21 protein-coding genes and 1 riboswitch are annotated in these 23467 nt (G+C 34.5%); of the genes, 17 read left to right on the forward strand and 4 right to left on the reverse strand.

What is annotated here, in order from left to right; genetic code table 11:
• Positions 1-11: 11 nt before the first annotated feature.
• From argB to J8H85_RS04365, 5 genes are all read left to right on the forward strand, one after another.
• A complete protein-coding gene (gene argB / locus J8H85_RS04345; protein WP_209653023.1) occupies positions 12-791 on the forward strand; it encodes an acetylglutamate kinase in 780 nt (259 codons plus the stop codon).
• A 1-nt stretch (position 792) separates the two neighbouring features.
• Complete coding sequence (locus tag J8H85_RS04350) at positions 793-1866, forward strand: M20 family metallo-hydrolase (RefSeq protein ID WP_209653025.1); 1074 nt, start codon at positions 793-795, stop codon at positions 1864-1866.
• 113 nt (positions 1867-1979) lie between these two features.
• Positions 1980-3254 carry an argininosuccinate lyase gene (gene argH / locus J8H85_RS04355; RefSeq protein WP_209653026.1) on the forward strand — a complete coding sequence of 425 codons (1275 nt, stop codon included), beginning with the start codon at positions 1980-1982 and terminating at the stop codon, positions 3252-3254.
• The gene (locus J8H85_RS04360; RefSeq protein WP_209653028.1) at positions 3255-3611 is read left to right on the forward strand and encodes an SET domain-containing protein; all 357 of its coding nucleotides are present in this window, start codon (positions 3255-3257) and stop codon (positions 3609-3611) included.
• Positions 3612-3836: 225 nt separating this feature from the next.
• Positions 3837-4796: a bile acid:sodium symporter family protein gene (locus J8H85_RS04365; protein ID WP_209653030.1), complete on the forward strand. Its 960-nt coding sequence runs from the start codon at positions 3837-3839 to the stop codon at positions 4794-4796.
• A gap of 78 nt (positions 4797-4874) precedes the next feature.
• Here J8H85_RS04365 and leuB read toward each other — a convergent pair whose 3' ends face one another.
• Both leuB and J8H85_RS04375 read right to left on the reverse strand, forming a co-directional pair.
• The gene (gene leuB / locus J8H85_RS04370; RefSeq protein ID WP_209653032.1) at positions 4875-5993 is read right to left on the reverse strand and encodes a 3-isopropylmalate dehydrogenase; all 1119 of its coding nucleotides are present in this window, start codon (positions 5991-5993) and stop codon (positions 4875-4877) included.
• A 10-nt stretch (positions 5994-6003) separates the two neighbouring features.
• The gene (locus J8H85_RS04375; RefSeq protein ID WP_209653034.1) at positions 6004-7179 is read right to left on the reverse strand and encodes a 2-isopropylmalate synthase; all 1176 of its coding nucleotides are present in this window, start codon (positions 7177-7179) and stop codon (positions 6004-6006) included.
• A gap of 148 nt (positions 7180-7327) precedes the next feature.
• Here J8H85_RS04375 and J8H85_RS04380 point away from each other — a divergent pair, with 148 nt between their 5' ends.
• Complete coding sequence (locus J8H85_RS04380) at positions 7328-8878, forward strand: metallophosphoesterase (RefSeq protein WP_209653036.1); 1551 nt, start codon at positions 7328-7330, stop codon at positions 8876-8878.
• A 314-nt stretch (positions 8879-9192) separates the two neighbouring features.
• Complete coding sequence (locus J8H85_RS04385; RefSeq protein WP_209653038.1) at positions 9193-10200, forward strand: transposase; 1008 nt, start codon at positions 9193-9195, stop codon at positions 10198-10200.
• Positions 10201-10266: 66 nt separating this feature from the next.
• Here the strand turns inward: J8H85_RS04385 and J8H85_RS04390 are convergent, their stop codons facing one another.
• Both J8H85_RS04390 and J8H85_RS04395 read right to left on the reverse strand, forming a co-directional pair.
• Complete coding sequence (locus tag J8H85_RS04390) at positions 10267-10680, reverse strand: hypothetical protein (protein ID WP_209653039.1); 414 nt, start codon at positions 10678-10680, stop codon at positions 10267-10269.
• Positions 10681-10703: 23 nt separating this feature from the next.
• On the reverse strand, positions 10704-12050 hold the full coding sequence (locus J8H85_RS04395; RefSeq protein ID WP_209653041.1) for an exonuclease domain-containing protein: 1347 nt from the start codon (positions 12048-12050) through the stop codon (positions 10704-10706).
• A gap of 174 nt (positions 12051-12224) precedes the next feature.
• Between J8H85_RS04395 and J8H85_RS04400 the strand changes: the two genes are divergently transcribed.
• The 10 genes from J8H85_RS04400 to J8H85_RS04445 all read left to right on the forward strand — a co-directional run bounded on the left by J8H85_RS04400 (position 12225) and on the right by J8H85_RS04445 (position 23395).
• Positions 12225-12425: a hypothetical protein gene (locus tag J8H85_RS04400; RefSeq protein WP_209653043.1), complete on the forward strand. Its 201-nt coding sequence runs from the start codon at positions 12225-12227 to the stop codon at positions 12423-12425.
• Between the two features lie 109 nt (positions 12426-12534).
• A riboswitch (SAM riboswitch) is annotated at positions 12535-12657 on the forward strand.
• 187 nt (positions 12658-12844) lie between these two features.
• Positions 12845-14119: an O-acetylhomoserine aminocarboxypropyltransferase/cysteine synthase family protein gene (locus J8H85_RS04405; RefSeq protein WP_209653045.1), complete on the forward strand. Its 1275-nt coding sequence runs from the start codon at positions 12845-12847 to the stop codon at positions 14117-14119.
• Between the two features lie 62 nt (positions 14120-14181).
• Positions 14182-17583, forward strand: a complete 3402-nt coding sequence (gene thrA / locus J8H85_RS04410) for a bifunctional aspartate kinase/homoserine dehydrogenase I (protein ID WP_209653047.1) — start codon at positions 14182-14184, stop codon at positions 17581-17583.
• 39 nt (positions 17584-17622) lie between these two features.
• Complete coding sequence (locus tag J8H85_RS04415) at positions 17623-18795, forward strand: trans-sulfuration enzyme family protein (RefSeq protein WP_209653048.1); 1173 nt, start codon at positions 17623-17625, stop codon at positions 18793-18795.
• Positions 18796-18810: 15 nt separating this feature from the next.
• A complete protein-coding gene (locus J8H85_RS04420; protein ID WP_209653050.1) occupies positions 18811-19620 on the forward strand; it encodes a tetratricopeptide repeat protein in 810 nt (269 codons plus the stop codon).
• Positions 19621-19662: 42 nt separating this feature from the next.
• Positions 19663-20076, forward strand: a complete 414-nt coding sequence (locus tag J8H85_RS04425; protein WP_209653052.1) for an RrF2 family transcriptional regulator — start codon at positions 19663-19665, stop codon at positions 20074-20076.
• Positions 20077-20172: 96 nt separating this feature from the next.
• The gene (locus J8H85_RS04430; protein ID WP_209653392.1) at positions 20173-20436 is read left to right on the forward strand and encodes a DUF2061 domain-containing protein; all 264 of its coding nucleotides are present in this window, start codon (positions 20173-20175) and stop codon (positions 20434-20436) included.
• A 14-nt stretch (positions 20437-20450) separates the two neighbouring features.
• A complete protein-coding gene (locus J8H85_RS04435; protein ID WP_209653054.1) occupies positions 20451-21071 on the forward strand; it encodes a phosphoadenosine phosphosulfate reductase domain-containing protein in 621 nt (206 codons plus the stop codon).
• A gap of 51 nt (positions 21072-21122) precedes the next feature.
• Positions 21123-22052 (forward strand): sulfate adenylyltransferase subunit CysD, encoded by a 930-nt coding sequence (gene cysD / locus J8H85_RS04440; protein WP_317194985.1) that lies wholly within the window; start codon positions 21123-21125, stop codon positions 22050-22052.
• 95 nt (positions 22053-22147) lie between these two features.
• Positions 22148-23395, forward strand: coding sequence for a sulfate adenylyltransferase subunit 1 (locus tag J8H85_RS04445; RefSeq protein ID WP_209653058.1), 1248 nt, complete (start codon positions 22148-22150; stop codon positions 23393-23395).
• Positions 23396-23467: the final 72 nt, after the last annotated feature.

Genomic DNA, 23467 nt, shown 5'->3' on the forward strand with positions numbered 1-23467 from the left:
AATCTTTAAAAATGAAAGAAAAACTATCCATAGTAAAAATAGGAGGAAATATCATTGAAGACGATGCATCTTTAAGCGCGTTTTTAAAATTATTCGCCAACTTAAAAGGAAAGAAAATTTTGGTTCACGGCGGCGGAAAACGTGCCACTGCTATAGCTTCAAAATTGGGCATTAAATCGAATATGATAGAGGGAAGACGTATTACCGATGCAGAAACCTTAGAAGTGATTACCATGGTGTATGGTGGTTTGGTAAACAAAAATATTGTCGCACAGTTACAGGCTTTACGTATTGATGCCATAGGATTAACAGGCGCCGATATCAATAGCATTTCATCAGAAAAAAGACCCGTAAAAGAGGTTGATTTTGGTTTTGTTGGCGATGTTAAAAAAGTAGCCCATAACGCCATTGACAAATTAATTAAGGCAGATTTTACACCTGTTTTTTGCGCCATTACCCACGATGGCAACGGGCAATTGCTAAATACAAACGCCGATACCATTACATCGCAATTAGCTGTTGGTATGAGTAATTTATACGAAACCTCTATTTATTACTGTTTTGAATTAGACGGTGTTTTAAAAGATATTAACGATAAAAATTCGGTAATAAAGCACATCGATTCTAATTTATATAAAGAATTATTGGCACAAGGCATCATTGCAGATGGGATGCTTCCAAAACTGGAAAATTGTTTTGATGCTCTCACTAATGGCGTGAACACCATAAATATGGGAAACACCAATATGTTAACCCAAGAAAACGATAATTTTACAAGAATAACTTTATAAAATGGCTTTACAAGAATTAACAAACGATGCGATTGCACTATTAAAACAGTTAATAGAAACGCAATCTTATTCATCGGAAGAAGATCAAACGGCATCACATATAGAAGCTTGGTTTAAGCGACATGATATAGAGTATAAACGGAATAAAAATAACGTGTGGGCGGTTAATAAACATTTCGACGCCAGCAAACCAAACATGTTGTTGAATTCGCACCACGATACGGTAAAACCAAATTCAGCATATACAAAAGACCCGCTTAAAGCCATTGTTGAAGATGGTAAATTATACGGATTAGGCAGTAATGATGCAGGTGGATGCTTGGTGTCCTTAATTGCAACATTTACCCATTTTTACAATCATAAAGATTTAAAATATAATTTGATTTTAGTCGCTTCTGCGGAAGAAGAAAGCAGCGGCCCAAACGGATTAAACTCCATGCTGAAAATCATTCCAAAGATTGACGTCGCTATTGTTGGCGAACCAACCCAGATGAATTTAGCGGTTGCCGAAAAAGGTTTGGTTGTTTTTGATGCGAAAGTGAAAGGAACGGCAAGTCATGCAGCACATCCAAATGATGATAACCCCATTTATAAGCTGATTGAAACCTTACAATGGTTTAAAGATGTTAAGTTTGAAAAAAGTTCTGAGGCTTTAGGCGATGTGAAGTTAACGGTTACACAAATAAATGCCGGAAAACAACATAACGTAGTACCTGCTGATGTTGAATTAGTCATCGATGTACGAGTAAACGATAAATTTACCAATGCTGAAATTGCAGAATTTTTGCAAAAGAATGCACCGTGTGATAGTATTGTGCCACGTAGTTTGAATTTAAATTCATCATCAATTCCAGTAAATCATGCATTGATAAAAGCAGGAGTTGCTATGGGAAGAACAACATACGGATCACCAACATTGTCAGACCAAGCGTGGTTGACTTGTAAATCATTAAAAATGGGGCCAGGGGATAGCACACGTTCACATTCAGCAGATGAGTTTATTTATTTACATGAAATTGAAGAAGGTATACAAATTTATGTTGAATTGTTGAATCGGGTATTAATTCCTGCGTAGGCAGTAATCTAAATTGTCTGGTCGAGCGCAGTCGAGACCTTAAACATCCCGATTGCGTTCAAGGATACAGAACGAATAAACAAATCAACAAATCAACGAATAAACATTAAGAAATGAAACTCTGGGATAAAGGCATATCAATAGATAAAAAAATAGAACAATTTACTGTTGGAAACGATAGGGAAATTGATGTTCATATAGCAAAGTACGATGTGATAGCATCGAGAGCACACGCTAAAATGCTACAAAAAATTGGTATTTTAACAACTAATGAGTTAGTTGAATTATTGGGAGGTCTAAAAAAAATAGAGACCCAAATAGAAAATGGCACCTTTGTTATTGATGCCCAATTTGAAGATGTACACTCTAAAATAGAATTTGAATTGACGAAGACTTTGGGCGAGGTTGGGAAAAAAATCCACACCGCACGTTCTAGAAACGACCAAGTTTTAGTGGCGTTACAACTATATTACAAAGAAAATTTAGGCATTGTAAAACAAAAAACACAAACTCTTTTTGAAACGCTTTTAGGGTTGGCAGAAACGCATAAAGATAAAGTGCTTCCTGGATATACGCACTTGCAAGTGGCCATGCCATCATCGTTTGGGTTGTGGTTTTCGGCGTATGCTGAGGTTTTGATTGATGATGTATATTTACTAGATGCCACTTTAAGAACCGTTGATCAAAATCCGTTAGGTTCTGCTGCAGGCTATGGAAGTTCTTTTCCTATTGATAGAGAATTAACTACTAAAGAAATGAATTTTTCAACACTAAAATACAACGTAGTGGCTGCTCAAATGAGCAGAGGGAAAAGTGAGCGTACCATTGCAGCAAGTTTAGGGAGTTTATGCAACACCATGAGCCGTTTTGCTATGGATGTGTGTTTGTATATGAGTCAGAATTTCGGTTTTATATCGTTTCCGGATGAATTGACCACGGGAAGTAGCATCATGCCACACAAAAAAAATCCGGATGTTTTTGAGTTGATTCGTGGTAAATGTAATAAGATACAAGCGCTTCAAACGGAAATGCTTTTAATAACCAACAACTTGCCAAGTGGTTACCATCGTGATTTTCAGTTGTTAAAAGAAAATATGATAGCTGCTTTTGAAGACGTTAAAGATATTTTAGATATTTTCAATTTCTCTATAAAACAAGCCATTGTGAAAGATGTTGATATCCACAACGATTTGTATAAGTACCTTTTTACAGTTGATAACATCAATACACTTGTAGTAGAGGGGCAAAGTTTTAGAGAAGCCTATCAAAAAATTGGCGGACAAGTACAAGATGGAACTTACAAACCAGATACTTCTAAAAAGCATACGCATGTTGGTAGTATCCATAATTTGTGTTTGGATAAAATTAGAAGTAAGTTTCCTAAATAAATGACAATTCCTGTAGAAGTAAAACAATCGCTAGTACACGGTAAAGGTGTTTTTGCAACACGAAATATTACAAAAGGTGAATTGTTGGCCAAATGTGATATGGCACTTATTCATGTAAATGAAAATTTGCCAGAGGTTTTGGCAACACTTCAATTTCCTTGGATTGAAGAATATGATGCTATTTGTATTAGTGATGTGGGGAGTTTTTTCAATCATAGCAAAGAACCAAACGCGGAAATTTATGAACGTGATTTTGAGAACTTAATTCAAACATTTGTGGCTAAAACCGATATTGTGAAAGGAACAGAAATAACTATTTATTATAACGATGCTTTTGAAGCATTTGTTAGTCAATAATTTGATTATCTTCTTAACTTTAGTAATTATGAGGTCTCGACTGCGCTCGACCTGACATAGAAATTGAATGATTGGTGATTACTGATACTCAAAAAGTGGCGAATTCGCTTAAATGATGCAAATAAGCCCGCGTTAGCGATTAGAGCAAACTACCGTGTAGTGCGGAAAGCGCGACCCACAGGGTAACGCCCAAATAATTTTAATATGTATTTTGTTTAAACGTGCATGAAAATAAAAATTGATAAGTTTGTTCTATCTATTATAGTTGTAATTGGTATTGCATATCTTTTCCCTAATTGGGGAATACCAGAAAGCCCCGTGCCCATAGATGCGATTTCTACCGTAGGAATTTCATTGATTTTCTTTTTTTATGGGTTGAAGTTAAGTCCTGAGAAATTAAAATCGGGTCTTAAAAATTGGAAGCTTCATTTTTTAGTGCAAGCTTCAACATTTTTAATTTTTCCGCTTATTGTTTTAGCTTTTAATCCCTTTTTGAGAACTCAAGAGCAAGAAATAATGTGGTTGGCATTCTTTTTTTTGGCAACCTTACCATCTACAGTGTCGTCTTCGGTTGTTATGGTTTCTATAGCTAAGGGTAATGTGCCTGCCGCTATTTTTAACGCGAGTATTTCGGGTATTATAGGTATTGCCATTACACCACTTTGGATGGGGTTATTTGTTGATAGTACACAAACCGATTTTGATTTTACCGAGATTTACACGAAGCTTATAGTACAAATTATTTTACCTGTTGTAATTGGTTTACTGCTACAGAGGTTTTTAAATGTGTTTGCAAATAAGTACAGTAAACAACTTACCTTGTTTGATAAATTTATAATTCTGCTTATAATTTATAAAAGTTTTGCAGAATCGTTTTATGAAAATATATTTAGTGGTGTTTCTCTGTTAGACTTGTTTTTTATGTTTGTAGCGGTATTGCTTCTGTTTTTCTTGGCTTTTTTTATAACACGATTGGTTGCCGAAAAATTGAAGTTTAGCAAAGAAGACCAAATTACAGCCCAGTTTTGTGGAACCAAAAAATCGTTGGTACACGGCACTGTTTTTTCTAAAATACTTTTTGGAAATACGGCTGCCATTGGTATTGTATTGCTGCCACTTATGGTGTTTCATGCTACACAAATAGTGATTATTAGTTTTATAGCTGCAAAACTAGCCAAGCGTTAATTAAAAAAGCGCACTGTAAACAATGCGCTTTTAAGGACCTTTTCCAAAAATTTTAATATTGGTGACTAACTCAAATAATCAAATGATTGTGGATTGCCCTAGATGTATGTTGGTAAAGTTTAAATTGGTTTCATCGGGATTGTTTATAAAATCTTCAATGAAATCGCCAACTTTTGTGGTGGTAATGTTGTCGTACTTTGTGTTTAAATCGGGTGTGGTAATATGTAGTTTTAACGATTTATCTACACCTTCTCTTACCAAAGCTGCTTCGTCGTCTAAACCAAAATGGTCCAGTAACATGGCTGCTGCTAAAATGGCTGCAATGGGGTTTGCAATGCCTTTATTTGCTATTTTTGAATAGGCACCATGAATGGGTTCGAACATGGCATGTTTATCGCCTAAAGATGCTGAAGCCAATAGTCCAATAGAGCCTACAATAACGCTGGCTTCTTCCGATAGGATATCACCAAACATGTTTTCGGTTAATATCACATCAAACTGTCTTGGGTTCATAATGAGTTCCATGGCAGCATTATCGATATACATAAAGTTTAAATGTACGTTTGGGTATTGCGGTGCCAATTCTTGCACCACTCTGCGCCATAACCTAGAGCTTTCTAAAGCGTTTGCTTTATCTACCAACGTTAGTTTACGTTTTCTAGATTGTGCTGCTTTGAAAGCTAAATGGGCAATGCGCTCAACTTCAAAACGGGTGTATTCGCAAATATCGGATGCGGTATTACCATCTTCACTTAATTTCTTTTCGCCAAAATAAATACCACCGGTAAGTTCGCGGTAAATAAGAATGTTGGTATTGGCTATTTGCTTTTTCTTTAAAGATGATTTGTTTAGCAAATCATCATAAGCAATTACCGGTCTTATATTTGTGTATAAACCTAATGATTTACGTAGTCGTAAAAGCCCTTGTTCGGGTCTTATTTTTGCATACGGATCTAAATCGAAAGCAGCATTTCCAATAGCACCAAATAAAATGGCATCGGCTTTTTCGCAAATGTCTATAGTTTCTTCCGGTAATGGATTGTTTGTTTTTTCTATAGCACTTGCTCCCACTAAAGCATGTTGAAATGTAAATACATGGTTATATTCCATAGCTATAGCTTTCAAAACCTTAACGGCTTGTGCTATAACTTCTGGACCTATACCATCGCCAGGTAAAACGGCAATATTTAATTTCATTTTAATGTATTTAAGCTGAAATAATTTCTTTATATAATCTGCTATTTTCTATAATAGTGTGGATATCATCATCATTCACTTCTTTCTTTTTGTCAGCAAAATCTAAGAAATTAGTATAGATTTCATCTAATTGAAGTTTTGTTAATTCATAGCCAACATTTTTTGCTCTATAGGCTAAGGCTGCACGTCCGCTTCTCGCCGTTAATACAATGGCCGATTCGGTTACACCTACATCTTTAGGGTCTATAATTTCGTAAGTTTCACGATTTTTAATGACACCATCTTGATGAATTCCAGAACTGTGTGCAAACGCATTAGCACCAACAATAGCTTTGTTTGGTTGCGTGTAAATACCCATGCTATCTGATACTAATTGGCTTAGGCCATAAAGCATTTCAGATTTTATGTTGGTATCTAAATTCAAATAAGGATGTTGTCTTAAAATCATTACCACTTCTTCCAAAGCCGTATTTCCAGCGCGTTCGCCAATACCGTTAATGGTACATTCAATTTGGCGCGCACCGTTAATAACACCTTCAATAGAGTTGGCGGTTGCTAAACCTAAATCGTTATGGCAATGGCATGATAAAACAGCTTTTTCAATACCTTTTACGTTTTCTTTTAGGTATTTAATTTTGGCTCCGTATTCACTTGGTAAACAGTAACCTGTTGTATCTGGAATATTTAAAACTGTGGCTCCTGCTTTAATAACAGCTTCACAAACACGTGCTAAATATTCATTATCGGTTCTACCTGCATCTTCGGCATAAAATTCTACATCTTCAACAAAAGATTTTGCGTAACTTACGGCTTTAAAAGCACGGTCAATTATGGCATCTCTATTTGAGTTGAATTTGAATTTTATGTGAGAATCAGAAGTTCCAATCCCTGTATGAATTCTAGGTGTTTTAGCATATTTTAATGCTTCTGCAGCTACTTTTATATCGTTTTCAACAGAACGTGTTAAACCACAAACTGTTGCATTTTTAACAATTTTAGAAATGGCTTCAACCGATTTAAAATCGCCAGGGCTTGATACAGGAAAACCAGCTTCAATAATATCAACACCTAACAAATCGAGCTGTTCAGCAATGATAAGTTTTTGTTCTGTGTTTAGTTTGCAGCCTGGGACTTGCTCGCCATCGCGAAGCGTTGTGTCAAAAATTTGGACGTTAGTATTAGACATTTAATAAAATAAATTTTCTTTTTGTATTACGAATGTATATTTTGGTTTCCTTAAATGATAATGCAACTCACTTTTTTTACGATGTTTAACTCGAATATAATTTAGTTAAATAATTGAAAATCAATATTTTAATAAGGTTTTTATAACTATGACAAAAGAGCAAAAAGATAATTTGTTTGTATTGGTAAAGTCCCTTTCTAAGTCCGAAAAGCGACAATTTAAACTTTATGTTGGACGGTTAGGGGTGAATGAAGATTCAAAATTTTTAACGCTTTTTAATATTTTAGAAAAACTTTCGGTGTATGATGAAGCGGCAATTCTAAAAAAGGGTATTGTAAAAAAAGAACAATTATCAAATTTAAAAGCCCATTTATATAAGCAAATATTAATTAGTTTGCGTTTAAATCCTTCGCACCAAAATATAAGAATCCAAATTCGTGAACAATTGGATTTTGCCACCATTCTATACCATAAAGGCTTATATAAACAGAGTTTGAAAATTTTAGATAAAGCCAAAAACTTAGCCATCTCCAACGAAGAAAAGAATGTGGCTTATGAAATTGTTGAGCTTGAAAAAGTTATAGAATCGCAATACATTACTAGAAGTTTAGGAGATCGAGCCGATGAACTTTCAATTCAGGCAAAAGAACTGAGTCAGCAAAACGTATTAGCAAGTAAACTATCCAATTTATCGCTTCAACTTTATGGTTTGTTTTTAAAAACGGGCTACGTAAAAAATGATAAGGAAAGCAAACGTGTTATTAAATATTTTGAAGCGCGTCTACCCAAATACGATATAAACACTTTAGGATTTCGTGAAAAATTATGGCTCTACAAAGCCTATTTATGGTACAGTTTTTTAACGGTAGATTTTTTGTCCTGTTATAAATATGCTACCAAATGGGTGGAGCTTTTTTATGAGAACAAAGATCAAATTATTTTGAATCCGGTATTTTTCCTAAGAGGGAATCATTATTTATTGGAGGCTTTATTTTATTTAAGACATTATGAAAAGTTTAAAGAATCCTTAATAAGACTGGAAAAAGTAACCAAAGAAAAATGGTTTCCATTTGATGATAATATTGATGGTTTAACGTTTTTGTACATCTACAATAATAAGTTCAACTTACATTTTATTGAAGGTAGTTTTAAGGAAGGTTTACCATTGGTTGATGAGGTTTTAATAAGGTTGAAGGATTATAACGACCGTATTGATGAGCATCACGTTATGGTGTTTTATTACAAAATTGCCAGTATGTATTTTGGTGCAGGCGAAAATAAAAAGTGTATTCAATACCTGGAAAAAATTATAAATAACAAATCGTTACAAATGCGTGAAGATTTGTTGTGTTTTGCCAGAATTTTAAATTTGGTAGCGCATTACGAAGCAGGAATGGACTATAATTTGGATGTGTTAATTCGCAGCACCTATAAGTTTTTAATTAAAATGGAGGATTTGTACGATGTGCAAAGAGAGTTCATTAAATTTTTAAGAGGCTTGGGCGATATTTATCCGAACGAGGTTAGAAATGAGTTTATCAAACTTCATAAAAAGCTTAAAGAATTTGAACACGATCCTTACCAAAGTCGCGCGTTTTTGTATTTAGATATTATATCGTGGTTGGAATCTAAAATCCAGAATAGGCCTATTGCATTAGTTATACAGAACAAGTTTTATGAAATGCGATATAATAAGTAGATTAAAAGGAAATGAACTTTAAGGGCGTTACCCGCAAGGGGTCGGGCTTTCACGAGTCGCTCCTCCTTAGGTCGGGAGCTCCAACAGTCGTTCAATCCCTAACCTTTAGTTTGTATTTAAGATAAAAGTTATATTTATTCAACGGAAAACAGAGGTGAACTATATCCCTAACTAAGTCAGACTTATGCCGCGTATCAGTCCTCTGCTTTCTCCTTGAATAAAAGTTGAATAGCTTCAAATAGAATAGTAGATATAAGCGATCTAATAAAGGTTCTAAAGAGGTTCAACATTTTAATTTACTTAAATATAAAATTATGAAAAATTATTTATTCCATGTGGGCATTGACATTTCTAAATTGAAATTGGATGTTGTTTTGGTGGATAGAACCACTAACACATTGGAAGTCCATTTTGTGGTCCCCAATAATACCAAAGGATTGAAACGGATGCTTTCCGTTTTAAAGCAAAGGAAAGTTGATCTACAACGAACGTTATATTGTTTTGAAAACACAGGTGTATACACGTTTCCTTTAAGCTGTTTCTGTTTTGAGAACGGGTTTGATTATTGGATTGTTCCCGCGGTGGAAATTAAGCGTTCCAAGGGCATCACAAGGGGCAAGAGCGATAAGTCCGAGGCAAAGGATATTGCTTATTACAGTATTCGCAATATAGATAAGCTCCAACTATCGAGTGTGCCAGAGCAATCGGTCCAACAGTTGAAATTGCTTTTTGCCGAGCGGGAAAAAATCAAGAAATCACTTTTGTTATTCGGTTCAACTAAAGAAAACAGCGGGTATGTGCCGTTAGATGTCTATAGAACGGTAGAAGCCCAGAACAAGAAAACGATTAAATTCCTTAAGGCAAGCTTAGCGGTTATTGATGCCAAGATGCGGGAGCTTGTAAAACGGCAACCTAAATTAAAACGTCAATTTGAGCTTATAAAAAGCATTAAAGGTGTTGGCGATAACACCGCTATTTATTTTATAATAGCAACAAAAGGGTTTGAGGTTTTTGCTTCGGCAAGAAAACTGGCCTGTTATGCGGGAGTTGCCCCTTTTGAATATAGCTCAGGCTCAAGTATTAGGGGAGGCACTAAAGTTAACCATATGGCGGACAAAACAATGAAATCATTGCTTCAAATGTGTGCCTTGTCAGCGGTAAGGCACGATGCCCAGTTAAAAGCTTATTACTTAAGAAAACAAGGGGAGGGAAAAAACAAAATGTTGGTCTTGAACAATGTGAGGTGTAAGATTATAGGCCGGATTTTTGCCGTAATCAACAGGGACTCTCCATTTGTGGATACTTGTAAATTTGTAGCTTAATTTTATTTGATGTTTATTTGGTTTTTATCATAGAATACGCGGATAAAAGATTGTTTTTTTATTAAATTACAATATATGAGACTTATATTTTAATGCATCCGAAAAGGTATCAAAACCTTCAAAGGAATATTCTTTTTTTGAGTTTATTTTCCGATAACACTTATTTAAAGTCTTGTCAATATCTAAAACTTCAGTATATTCCATATATGGTTGTCCAGTTTGATTAAGGTATATTACATTTGTAGAAAACAACTTATCTTCATTGCTATATCCTCTTTCAATAATAAAAAACTCCGTAGTTTCAGTTTCAAAATATGAATTTAACTCATGGTTGGAATAGTACTCAATTACTTTTATAGATCCCTTAAAATAATGTCTTTCATAAGTTAATACGGATTTAGTAGTAAAATGAGGGTCATTAATAAATCCCTTTATGTTTTTTATTGTTTCATCATTTAATATATCAAACTTGTGAATCATGCTAAATTTTATTTTTTACTTCTTTAAAAAGGTAAATCATTATCTTTTTTTTGTGGTTTTGGCTTTCTGCCAGACATGGCATAGCCTTCATAAATTAGTTTTCTTTTTCTTAATTCCCAAAAACATCTTGCTGTTGCATTAATATCTGCACACGCATTATGAGCATCAACAAATTCTGTATTGAATAATTTAAAATATAACTCAGATAATTTTGGCCATTTGTACATGCCATAATCACCACCAATTTGACAGAAACTGGTGCTCTCTTCCATTGTGCAAATTTTATTTTTAGTTGAAATTTCATTTTGGATGCCGTTCCGTATAAATTCGCAGCCAATAATGTTTTCATCAAATGATATATTATGAGCAACTAAAGTATCAGCTTTTTTAACTAAGTGATTAAATTTTTCCAATACGAACTCTAAACTAACACCTTCCATTAAAGCTCTTTCGGTTGATATGCCATGTATGGAGGATGCGTGATGCGGTATAGTGAATCCTTCAGGTTTTACTATGTAATCATCTCGTTCTATTTCATTGCCCTCAACATCAAATAATATCCAAGCAATTTGAACTAACCTTGGCCAATTTGATAAATCGGAAACAGGAGCATGCCAATCGATAGGTAGTCCATTTGTTTCGGTATCGAATAATAAATAATGGGGATTACCTGTTTTTTCAATCTTATTTGGATTATTTATATCTGATTCTGATTCTTGGATTATATCATTAATAAATTTTCCATTTTTGAACTTTCCTTCATATTTTTCCCCTGTTGATAAAGTTAAAACTCCAATTCCGTTGTATTTGTCATCTTCGAATTCTCCGGTATAATTTTCTCCATCGGAAAAAGTTAGAGTTCCTAATCCATTATATCTACCGTCTTTAAACTCGCCAATATATATTTCTCCATGCGGAAAAGTTAAATTTCCAGTCCCATGATATCTGTGGTCTTTAAATTCACCTATGTACTTTTCTCCATCTGATTCAGTCAAATCTCCAAATCCGTTGTATTTGTTTTTTTTAAATTCCCCAATGTATTTTCTTCCGTTTGAAATTGTTAAAGTTCCTGTGCCATGTAATTTATTGTCTTTAAATTCTCCAACGTATTTACCTTTTTCACCTTCCTCGTTATAAGTCCATATGCCAATACCATGAAATTCATCGTTCTTAAATTCTCCAACATATTTTTCTTTGTTAGGATGAGTCCAAATACCCATTCCGTTTAGTAGGTTGTCTTTAAATTTTCCTATAAATTTTTCGCCATTTGGATAAATTAAAATTCCATTTCCGTGAAATTTATCTTCTTTAAACTCACCTATGTAAATTTCTCCATCGGGATATGTTTTCTTTTTAATATTATCTATCATGTTTTGAATGATTAATAGTTTAAAGTTATTTTAAATCAAACAAAATTCAAAGATAAATTTTCTTTTTACTGATTATTGAGATTAATTATGCATAGTTTTAGCTATATTAGAGATGTTTGGAGTTACGCTTAATAAAGATTTAGTTTGTTCTATAATAACGATAAACTATTTGTAATGTACGCAAAAACAGCAATAAAATTTCACGAAAGGGAAGGATGGGTTTTTTTAAAAGAAACTGTAACTCAACTTATGGAGTTGCATTTAGCCACTAATAGTGGTATAGTTGAACTTACTATTTGTGGAGAAAATCAACAGGAATATAAAATATGGATTGATATTTGGAAAATATGCAACCGCAAAGACTTGAGAATTTGATGTAAATTTTACTTTTCATCACTTTATTTTCAAAAAACTGCCAATTAATTTGGAATTGTAACTTTTCTGTCGCAATATTTGCATTCACAAAGTTCAAAAACTTATTGAGATGTTATCAAGAAAGGCGGAGGGATTAGACCCATTGAAGCCTTAGCAACCCTTTACCTGTAAAGAAGGTGCTAAATTCTAACCGATCTGGATTAGTTTTCAGTGTTTTACGGATAGATAACCAAAACAAAATTCCTTACGGTAATTTTATTTTTCTTTTTAACATTTTTCTATTAAGTACATCAATTTTGATGCATTTGGCTTTTGTTTTAATTTCGAAATAATTCCTAAATGCAGTGCATTTAGGTTTCATTTGAAACTGTCATTCTCGCAAATGCGGGAATCATTATTAACTCAAAAAAATTAGAAAAATGAGCACACTAAAATTAGCAACAAACGCATTACACGCAGGACACGACACAACTGCAACTGGAGGAACACGAGCGGTTCCAATTTATCAAACATCGTCGTATGTTTTTAATAATTCAGATCATGCAGCAAACCTGTTTTCATTAAAAGAACTAGGTTTTATTTACACCAGACTTAACAATCCAACCAACCAAATTTTACAAGAGCGTTTAGCAGCGGTAGAAGGTGGTATTGGCGCTGTAGTTTTTGCTTCGGGAACATCGGCAATTTCAACCGGATTATTGACTTTATTAAAAGCAGGCGACCATATCGTAGCATCAGCCAGTTTATACGGTGGTACTTATAATTTATTGAAAGTAACATTGCCTCGTTTGGGCATCACAACCACATTTGTAGATGCCGATAATCCAGATAATTTTGCTTCAGCCGTTAAAGAAAATACACGTGCTTTCTTTGTGGAGTCTTTAGGAAATCCTAAATTGGATGTTTTAGATTTAAAATCAATTTCTGTACATGCTAAAGCTGCAGGTGTACCATTTATTGTAGATAATACTGTAGCAACACCCGCTTTATTAAACCCTATTGAGCATGGGGCAAACATCGTTATACATTCCTTAACCAAGTATATTGGCGGACAAGGAACATCGTTAGGTGGAGCCATCATTGATGCTGGTACGTTCGATTGGGCTAACGGGAAATTCCCAGAATTCACCGAGCCTTCAGCAGGATACCACGGTTTGGTTTATCACGAAGCTTTAGGCGCAGCAGCTTATACATTTAAATTAATTTTAGAAGGATTAAGAGATTTTGGAGGTGCTTTAAGTCCGTTTAACGCCTTCCAAATCATTCAAGGTTTAGAAACTTTACCAGTAAGAATTAAGCAACACAGCCAAAATGCTTTAGAACTTGCAAAATGGTTGGAGGAACAAGATGAAGTAGCTTGGGTAAACTATCCTGGGCTGGGCTCTAGTAAATATAAAGATTTAGCAGATAAATATTTACCAAAGGGACAAAGCGGCATCATTACCTTTGGAGCAAAAGGTGGATTTGATGCAGCTAAAACCATAGCAGATAATTCTAAATTATTTTCATTGTTGGCAAATATTGGAGATACCAAATCGCTTATCATTCACCCAGCAAGTACCACGCACCAGCAATTAACGGATGCTGAACAAGATGCAGCAGGTGCACCAAAAGATTTAATTCGTTTGTCTGTTGGATTGGAAGATATTGAAGATTTAAAAGCCGATTTAAAAGAAGCTTTTTCGAAAATTTAATTCAAATTAATAAGACCTGTCAGGTTTTTAAAACCTTGTAGGTCTTAAAAATAAAAAAATCGTTGAAAGTAAATTTGCAACATATCATTATTAAAAACTTTACCACCGAAAGTAAAGTGCTTAATCCCGAAATAAAGTTAAGTTACCAACTATTTGGTAAGCCTTTAGGTACGGCACCTGTGGTGTTGGTAAATCATGCCTTAACAGGGAACAGCAATGTAGCTGGTGAAGATGGTTGGTGGAGCGACTTGGTGGGCGATGATAAGGTAATCGATACGAAACTTTACACCATATTATCTTTCAATATTCCAGGAAATGGGTTTGATGGTTTTGTAATAGAAAACTATAAAGATTTCGTAGCGCGCGATATTGCAAATATCTTTTTAATTGGGTTGAAAGAGCTTAAAATTGAAAAATTGTTTGCACTCATTGGTGGGTCGTTAGGTGGTGGTATTGCTTGGGAAATGGCGGTGTTGAACCCAGATATTACAGATAATTTAATACCTGTGGCAACCGATTGGAAATCCACCGATTGGTTGATAGCCAATTGCCAAATTCAAGAGCAATTTTTATTGAATTCTAGAAATCCGGTGCACGATGCCAGAATGCACGCTATGTTGTGTTACCGCACACCAGAATCTTTCAACGAACGTTTTCAGCGTTCTAAAAACGAGGAATTAGAGATTTTTAATGTAGAAAGCTGGTTGTTGCATCACGGTAATAAACTGCAAGAACGGTTTCAACTTTCTGCTTATAAATTAATGAATCAGTTGTTAAAAACCATTGATGTTACCAAAAACAGACCAACCGATTTCAATGTGTTGGAAAATATACATGGTAATATTCATATAGTGGGAGTTGATTCCGATTTATTTTTTACAGCTGAAGAAAACAGGCAAACACACAAGCAATTGGCGGTGTCAAACCCGAATGTTACGTATAATGAAATACATTCGGTGCACGGGCACGATGCTTTTTTGATGGAATACGAGCAATTAGAAAAAATAGTAGAAGGCATTTTTGTGCCAAGTTCTAAAAAGAGAAGAATGAAAGTATTAAAGTTTGGAGGGAAATCGTTAGCAAATGGCGATGGTTTGAATACCGTTATTTCCATCATAGAAAATAAGGTGAAGGAAGGTGAGAAAATTACGGTAGTAGTTTCGGCAAGAAGTTCCGCTACCGATGATTTAGAGGACATTCTGAACAAAGCCGCTAAAGGGCATCCGTATAAAGAAATATTGCAAGTATTTAAAAACTATCAAACGGAACCATTAAAGGATGTTGATTTTTCAGCTGAATTTTCAGTTTTAGAAAAATTGTTCGAAGGGGTTAGTTTATTAGGCGATTACAGCAAAAAAACCAAGGATGAAATTTTAGCTCAAGGTGAATTGCTATCGGTAAAATTGATTGCTAGTTTGTTGAATAAGAAAAACATAAAGGCTGCAGTAGTTGATTCCAGAACCTTAATTAAAACAAATGATGCCTTTGGAAATGCACAACCTATATCGCAACTTTCAAAAGACAACGTTAAAAAATATTATAAAGAAGCAGGTAACGATGTTGTAAATGTGGTTACTGGTTTTATAGCGTCTAATTCAAAAAATGAAACCACGACGTTAGGTAGAAATGGCAGTAATTATACAGCGGCACTTTTAGCAAATTATTTAGATGCTGAAGAGTTACAAAATTACACCCATGTTAACGGTATATATACAGCAAACCCCGATTTGGTGGAAGATGCCAAAAAAATACGCGAATTATCGTTTAGTGAAGCCAATGAGTTGGCTAATTTTGGCACCACCGTACTGCATGCCAAAACCATCATTCCGTTGGTTGAAAAAAACATCAATCTTCGTATTTTGAATACGTTTAATCCTGAGGATGAAGGTACTTTAATTACGGCAAAACCAAATTCAAAAGAAGTAACATCATTATCGGTTTTAGATAATGTGGCGCTTTTAAATTTAGAAGGTCGTGGTTTGTTAGGGAAAAGTGGTGTGGATGCTAGAATATTTGGTGCTTTAGCGAGTAAGGATATCAGTGTGAGCATCATTTCTCAAGGCTCTTCAGAACGTGGTATAGGTTTAATTATTAATGCAGACCAAGCAACCCAAGCGGTCATAGCTTTGGAACGTGAGTTTGAAAACGATTTCTATTCACAAGACGTTAATAAAATTGCGGTGGTTGATGATGTTTCGGTCATTTCTATTATTGGTATCGAATTGAGTTCATTCCACAAACCATTCAACGCACTTATAAAAAACCAAATTACGCCGTTGTTGTTCAACAATACGGTTACTGGTAAAAACGTGAGTTTGGTGGTTAAAAAAGACCAACTTCATAAAGCTATGAATGTAATTCATGGTGAAATTTTCGGAATTTCAAAGAAAATAAACATAGCCATTTTTGGTCATGGTGGTGTTGGTAGCGCTTTGATTAATCAAATTTTAAAATCGAGAGACGATATTGAAAAACGAAAAGGCATCAACCTAAATGTTTTTGCAATAGCCAATTCTAAAAAACTACTTCTGAATAAAAGAGGTGCAGATAAAAATTGGAAGGAAGCCATAAAAACATCAGAATTGGAGAGTTCAATTGAAGATGTGATTGCTTTTGCTAAAACACATCATTTGGAAAATTTAATAGCGGTTGATAATACGGCTAGTCCTAAATTCCATAACAATTATGTGCCGTTGGTTGAGGCTGGATTCGATTTGGTGTCTTCTAACAAAATAGCCAATACCATTTCGCATAAATTTTATACCGATTTACGAGCACAGTTAAAAGAACACAATAAGCAATATTTATATGAAACCACGGTTGGCGCTGGTTTACCGTTGATAGATACTATTAAATTATTACACGAATCTGGTGAAAATATTACCAGAATTCGAGGGGTTTTCTCTGGAACATTGAGCTATTTGTTCAATAACTTTTCGGTACAGGACAAACCATTTAGCAGCATTGTACAAGAAACGATTGATAAAGGTTTTACTGAACCCGACCCAAGAGAAGATTTTTCAGGAAACGATGTGGCTAGAAAATTATTAATTTTGGCGCGCGAACTGGATTTACAAAATGAATTTGAAGATGTGTCGGTTCAAAATTTAATTCCAGAAGCTTATAGAGATATTTCCGTGGCTGAATTTTTAAGTCTGTTGAACGTGTTAGATGCTGAATTTCAAAAGATAAAAGAAGCCCAAAAACCTGGATATGTTTTAAGATATATAGGCGACTTATCGGGCGATTTGTCTCAAGACAAAGGAAATTTAGAAGTAAAATTAGTTTCCATTCCAGGAGATAGCACATTGGGGCAAATTAAAGGAAGTGATGCTATTTTTGAAATATTTACAGAAAGTTATGGGGAGCAACCTATCGTTATTCAAGGTGCAGGCGCAGGGTCCGAAGTAACAGCAAGAGGCGTTTTTGGTGATATTTTAAGATTGTCTAAGCATATAAATTAATACAATTTAAGGGTAGTTGAGACCTAAAAGAAGATAAAAATGAGCGAGGAAAGAAAAAAATTTGAAACTTTAGCAGTAAGAACGCAATCGGAAACAACTCAGTTTTCTGAGCATTCTGTACCGTTATATTTAACATCAGGATTTGTTTTTGACGATGCCGAAGAAATGAGAGCTTCTTTTGCAGAAGAAAAACAGCGCGACTTGTACAGTCGTTATAGTAATCCAAACGTTAACGAGTTTGTTGATAAAGTATGCTTAATGGAAGGCGCAGAAGCTGGTTTTGCTTTTGCTAGTGGTATGGCGGCAGTTTTTTCAACGTTTGCAACATTACTGGATGCGGGCGATCATGTGGTGTCTTGCAGTTCAGTATTTGGTGCTACCCATGGTTTATTTACAAAATACTTTCCGAAATGGAATATAGAGTGTTCTTATTTCAATGTAAATGAAGTAGAAACCATTGAAAGTTTAATTAAATCGAATACCAAGTTTTTGTATGCAGAAACACCAACCAACCCTGGTGTTGATGTGTTGGATTTAGAATATTTAAGTACTATTTGTAAAAAACACAACATTTTGTTGGTGGTTGATAATTGTTTTGCAACACCTTATTTGCAACAGCCTATAAAATTTGGTGCCGATTTGGTAATCCATTCTGCTACAAAACTCATGGACGGACAAGGACGTGTACTTGGTGGCGTTACGGTTGGAAAAAAAGAATTGATACGAGAAATCTATCTGTTTTCAAGACTTACAGGGCCTTCAATGAGTCCTTTTAATGCATGGGTGCTGTCAAAATCATTAGAAACATTAGCAGTTAGAACCGAAAAACATTGTGAAAACGCGCTGAAATTGGCAACATTTTTAGAAGCCCACCCTAAAGTAACATGGGTGAAATATCCATTCTTAAAGTCGCATCCTAAATACGACATTGCAAAAAAGCAAATGTTGTTAGGTGGGAATATCATAGCGTTTGAGGTAAAAGGAGGTTTAGAAGGCGGAAGGTCTTTTTTTGATACCATAAAAATGTGTTCACTGTCGGCGAATCTAGGGGATACGCGAACCATTGTAACCCATCCAGCAAGCACTACACATGCTAGGGTAGAACCTGAAGTAAAAGCTGCGGCTGGTATTACCGATGGTATGGTACGTGTTTCGGTAGGTTTAGAGCATATAGATGATATTATTTCCGATTTGAAACAGGCTTTAAATTAAAAACCGACTTGGTAAATGACTAAAATCTTGATTTTTATATTGTCTTTATCTTTTATGCAGTGTAAAAGTCAAGTGAATTTGAATACGGTAGCTTCTGAAAGCATAAGAAAAAAACAAGATTCGATAATTAAAAAATATGTTACTAATTGTGCAGAAAAGTTTAATTATAAGCATCAAATGTTTGAATGGCAAAATTGTTTAGATGAAGGCTTAAAAGCAGATAGTACGATTGCTTATTTATGGCAGCAAAAAGCAATGCCATATTTTAAAGCCCGTAAGTATGAAATTGGAATGAACTATTTGGATAAAGCTGTTTTTTATGATTCAAGAAGATGGTTAAGTTACAGAGCATTCATTAAATGTATTTTTGCTAAAACCTATCAAGATGCTATCATAGATTTTGAAAAATGCATCGATACAGAAGGAAATTCATATGTTATGGATCATACCTATCAATTTCATATAGCGCTTTGTAATTTGCAACTTAATCAATTTAAGAAAGCTGAAACTATTTTTTCAAAAGACATAGAAGAACAAGAAAAAGAATGGGGAGAAGCGCATTATCTTGATCTTTTTTACTACGGAATAAGTAAATATGAACAAGGGAAATGGAAAGAAGCTATTGTTCAATTTGATAAATCGTTAAAACAATATCCTAAATTCTCTGAAGTAAAATATTATAAATCTATTTGTTTGTTGAGATTGAATGATTTAGAGAATTCAAAAATTCTTTATGAACAATCCAAAGAAGATGCTATCAATGGTTATTCAATTAATGAAGATAATAACATCTATGAAACTTATCCTTATCAAGTAAGATGGTAAAATAATTATCTTATTTTTTTCTAAATTAATTACCTTAGCACCATGCTATCTAAAAAAACAAAATACGGATTAAAAGCGCTCACTTTTATTGCTAGAAGTGGAAGCGATACGCCAGTTCAGGTTGGAGAAATTGCCAGAGAAGAACAAATACCCCAAAAATTTTTAGAAAGTATTTTACTCAGTTTAAGAAAAACCGGCATTTTAGGTTCCAAAAAAGGGAAACACGGCGGTTATTATTTAAGAAAAGATCCTTCGGAAGTTTTTATGACCGAAGTAATGCGCGTTCTAGAAGGTCCTATAGCCATGGTGCCTTGTGTAAGTCTGAATTTCTATGAGAAGTGCGACGATTGCCCTGATGAAGACCGATGCAGTGTTAATAAACTCATGATTCAAGTACGGGATAGCACACTGGAAGTCTTTAAGAATACAACATTAAAAGACTTATCCGATAGGTGAAATGAAAAAAAATAAAAATATTGTTTGATAAGTAATAAAAAGTATTAAATTTGCAATTCCTACTAAATCGATAGGATTAATATAATGCTAAGTAAAATGATTGGGCACGTGTTAACAAATTCAAATCAAAACGAGAAAACTACTTATAAAACAGATAGCGCTAAAGAAAAGCCGCTTAGAAGTATTGTGAAGTCTATTAGTTGGAGAATTATAGGTACTTTAGATACTATTTTAATTTCATGGGTAATAACAGGGGAATTAGCCTTGGCGTTCTCTATAGGTTCTGTAGAGTTGGTAACTAAAATGGTACTGTACTTCTTTCACGAACGTATTTGGAATAACATTAAGTGGGGGAAATAAGTTAATAGAGATAGATGATAACGCAAGAGAACATAAACGAATTAAATACGCTTTTAAAAAACGCTAAGCCATCTGAAATTATCCAGAAGGCTTTTGAGCTTAATAAAGAAGCGGTAGTAACTACTAATTTCAGACCTTACGAAGCTGCTATTTTGCACGCCGTAAGTTCGGTTGAAGCTAATATACCAGTAGTTTGGTGCGATACGGGTTATAATACGCCACAAACGTACAGACATGCTGAGCAAGTAATAAAAGATTTAAACTTGAATATCTTTTTATATGTGCCCAAGCAAACTACGGCGCATCGCGATGTGGTTTTGGGTATTCCAAGCGTGGATGCTCCAGAACATGCTTTGTTTACCGAACAAGTGAAATTGGAACCTTTTAGACGTGCCATGGATGAGCATAAGCCAAAAGTGTGGTTTACAAACCTACGTCAAGGGCAAACCGCATTTAGAGATAGTATCGGTATTTTTAGCCTTAGTAAAGACGGTGTTTTAAAAGTGAGTCCGTTTTATTATTGGTCTGATGCCGATTTAGATAAATATTTAGAAGAAAACAAATTGCCTAACGAATTTAAATATTTCGATCCCACAAAAGCTTTGGAAAACAGAGAGTGTGGGTTGCATGCTTAAATGAGTTTGAAAGTAAAAAGTTTAAAAGTAAAAAGTCATAAATCGGAAACTATTCATGACGAGAAAAATAAGATTATGAAGAAAGACACATCAAAAATAAATTCACTAGAAAACGAAGCAATATACATTATTAGAGAAGTTGCGGCGCAGTTTGAAAAACCTGTATTGTTATTTTCTGGAGGAAAAGATTCTATCACATTGGTAAGATTAGCGGTAAAAGCTTTTTATCCGGCTAAAGTTCCATTTCCTTTAATGCATATTGATACGGGGCATAATTTCCCTGAAACTATTGAATTTAGAGACCGTTTGGTTAAAGAATTAGGTTTGGAATTAATTGTTAGAAACGTGCAAGATTCTATTGATGCTGGAAAAGTAAAGGAAGAATCTGGTAGATACGCTAGTAGAAACCAATTGCAAACTACAACACTTTTAGATGCTATTGAAGAATTTAAATTTGATGCTTGTATAGGTGGTGCGCGTCGTGATGAAGAAAAAGCAAGAGCAAAAGAACGTATTTTTTCGGTACGTGATGATTTTGGTCAATGGGATGAAAAAAACCAACGTCCAGAGTTGTTCGATATGTTGAATGGTCAAATTAATTTAGGGCAAAACGTTCGTGTGTTCCCAATTTCAAACTGGACAGAATTAGACGTGTGGTCTTATATAGAACAAGAAAATATCGAAATTCCATCTATCTATTTTGCGCACAAACGTAAAGTATTCTTAAGAGATGGCATGATTTGGTCTGCAGAAGATGAAGTTGTTTATAGAGATGATAACGAAGAAGTGATTGAAGAAATGGTGCGTTTTAGAACGGTAGGGGATATGAGCTGTACAGCGGCCGTATTATCGGAAGCTTCCACAATTTCTAAAGTAGTAGAGGAAATTAGAGATTCTACTATTTCAGAACGTGGTGCGCGTATTGACGATAAACGCTCTGAAGCAGCCATGGAAAAACGTAAACAACAAGGGTACTTTTAGCCGTAAGCTATAGGCAATAAGCCATAAGCAAATAAAAATTAAGATAAAGTCAGATTGCTTAAAGCGTAAAGCCTAAAGCATAAAGCATAAAAAAAATGGAAGTATTAAAAATTGCAACAGCAGGAAGTGTAGATGATGGAAAAAGCACCTTAATTGGGCGCATACTTTACGATACAAAATCATTAACTACCGATAAGTTAGAAGCTATTGAAAAAACAAGTAAACAAAAAGGGTATGATTACTTAGATTTTTCATTGGCTACCGATGGATTAGTGGCAGAAAGAGAACAAGGTATCACCATTGATGTGGCACACATATATTTTTCAACAAGAAAGAAAAGTTACATTATAGCCGATACACCTGGCCATGTGGAATACACACGTAACATGGTTACTGGTGCTTCAACATCACAAGCATCCATCATTTTAATTGATGCAAGAAAAGGGGTTATCGAGCAAACCAATCGTCACTTCTTCATCAATAATTTATTAAGAATTAAAGATGTTGTTGTTACCATTAACAAAATGGATTTGGTAGATTATTCTGAAGATGTTTACAATAAAATAAAAGCAGATTTCTCTGAATTAATGAGCAAGCGCGATTACCAAGACCAAAAAATCACCTTCATTCCGGTAAGTGCTTTAAAAGGAGATAATGTTGTAAACCGTTCAGAAAACATGCCTTGGTATAAAGGGGAATCTTTATTAGAGCATTTAGAAGGCTTGGATAAAAAAGATATTTACAATGTAGGTACGCCACGTTTTCCGGTACAGTATGTTATCCGTCCTAAAACCGAAGATTTTCATGATTTTAGAGGCTATGCAGGGAAAGTATACGGTGGCGAGTTAAGTGTTGGCGACAACATTTTAGTATTGCCATCAAAAACAAGATCAAAAATCAAGGATATTTATTTCTACGATGAAAAATATCAAACAGCTTCAAGACGTTCGTCGGTTACTATCACTTTAGAAAATGATATTAATGTAAGCAGAGGTGATATGATTGTTAAGGAAGGCGATTTACCAACCATTGATAAACAATTTACTGCAAATATTTGCTGGATGGATTCAACACCTTTAGAAGCGGGTTCAAAATATATGTTACAACATGGCGTGAACAAAGTGTTGGCTAGAGTAGAAAAAATTAACCATAAAATAAACCCTGATTATTCAGGTATTGAAAAAAACGTTCAAGGTTTAGGTGTAAATGATATTGCTTCGGTAACATTCAAATTCAATAAACCATTGTTCTTCGATCAATTTAAAAATCACAGAACAAACGGGTCGTTTATCTTAATTGATACTCAAAACAATCATACCGTAGGAGCAGGCTTCATTCAATAAAAAAACAAAAGTTAAAAGTTTGAAAGCGAAAAGTTAAAAAGCCATTTACTTTTCAACTTTAAAAACTTTCAA

This window comes from Mariniflexile gromovii (assembly GCF_017814435.1).
In the GTDB taxonomy this organism is placed as follows: Bacteria; Bacteroidota; Bacteroidia; order Flavobacteriales; family Flavobacteriaceae; genus Mariniflexile; species Mariniflexile gromovii.

What these genes read in the sequence shown, in the direction of transcription:
- argB (WP_209653023.1), top strand. Translation starts at nt 12, where the DNA reads ATGAAAGAAAAACTATCCATAGTAAAAATAGGAGGAAATATCATTGAA.
- J8H85_RS04350 (WP_209653025.1), top strand. Translation starts at nt 793, where the DNA reads ATGGCTTTACAAGAATTAACAAACGATGCGATTGCACTATTAAAACAG.
- argH (WP_209653026.1), top strand. Translation starts at nt 1,980, where the DNA reads ATGAAACTCTGGGATAAAGGCATATCAATAGATAAAAAAATAGAACAA.
- J8H85_RS04360 (WP_209653028.1), top strand. Translation starts at nt 3,255, where the DNA reads ATGACAATTCCTGTAGAAGTAAAACAATCGCTAGTACACGGTAAAGGT.
- J8H85_RS04365 (WP_209653030.1), top strand. Translation starts at nt 3,837, where the DNA reads ATGAAAATAAAAATTGATAAGTTTGTTCTATCTATTATAGTTGTAATT.
- leuB (WP_209653032.1), bottom strand. Translation starts at nt 5,993, where the DNA reads ATGAAATTAAATATTGCCGTTTTACCTGGCGATGGTATAGGTCCAGAA.
- J8H85_RS04375 (WP_209653034.1), bottom strand. Translation starts at nt 7,179, where the DNA reads ATGTCTAATACTAACGTCCAAATTTTTGACACAACGCTTCGCGATGGC.
- J8H85_RS04380 (WP_209653036.1), top strand. Translation starts at nt 7,328, where the DNA reads ATGACAAAAGAGCAAAAAGATAATTTGTTTGTATTGGTAAAGTCCCTT.
- J8H85_RS04385 (WP_209653038.1), top strand. Translation starts at nt 9,193, where the DNA reads ATGAAAAATTATTTATTCCATGTGGGCATTGACATTTCTAAATTGAAA.
- J8H85_RS04390 (WP_209653039.1), bottom strand. Translation starts at nt 10,680, where the DNA reads ATGATTCACAAGTTTGATATATTAAATGATGAAACAATAAAAAACATA.
- J8H85_RS04395 (WP_209653041.1), bottom strand. Translation starts at nt 12,050, where the DNA reads ATGATAGATAATATTAAAAAGAAAACATATCCCGATGGAGAAATTTAC.
- J8H85_RS04400 (WP_209653043.1), top strand. Translation starts at nt 12,225, where the DNA reads ATGTACGCAAAAACAGCAATAAAATTTCACGAAAGGGAAGGATGGGTT.
- J8H85_RS04405 (WP_209653045.1), top strand. Translation starts at nt 12,845, where the DNA reads ATGAGCACACTAAAATTAGCAACAAACGCATTACACGCAGGACACGAC.
- J8H85_RS04415 (WP_209653048.1), top strand. Translation starts at nt 17,623, where the DNA reads ATGAGCGAGGAAAGAAAAAAATTTGAAACTTTAGCAGTAAGAACGCAA.
- J8H85_RS04420 (WP_209653050.1), top strand. Translation starts at nt 18,811, where the DNA reads ATGACTAAAATCTTGATTTTTATATTGTCTTTATCTTTTATGCAGTGT.
- J8H85_RS04425 (WP_209653052.1), top strand. Translation starts at nt 19,663, where the DNA reads ATGCTATCTAAAAAAACAAAATACGGATTAAAAGCGCTCACTTTTATT.
- J8H85_RS04430 (WP_209653392.1), top strand. Translation starts at nt 20,173, where the DNA reads ATGATTGGGCACGTGTTAACAAATTCAAATCAAAACGAGAAAACTACT.
- J8H85_RS04435 (WP_209653054.1), top strand. Translation starts at nt 20,451, where the DNA reads ATGATAACGCAAGAGAACATAAACGAATTAAATACGCTTTTAAAAAAC.
- J8H85_RS04445 (WP_209653058.1), top strand. Translation starts at nt 22,148, where the DNA reads ATGGAAGTATTAAAAATTGCAACAGCAGGAAGTGTAGATGATGGAAAA.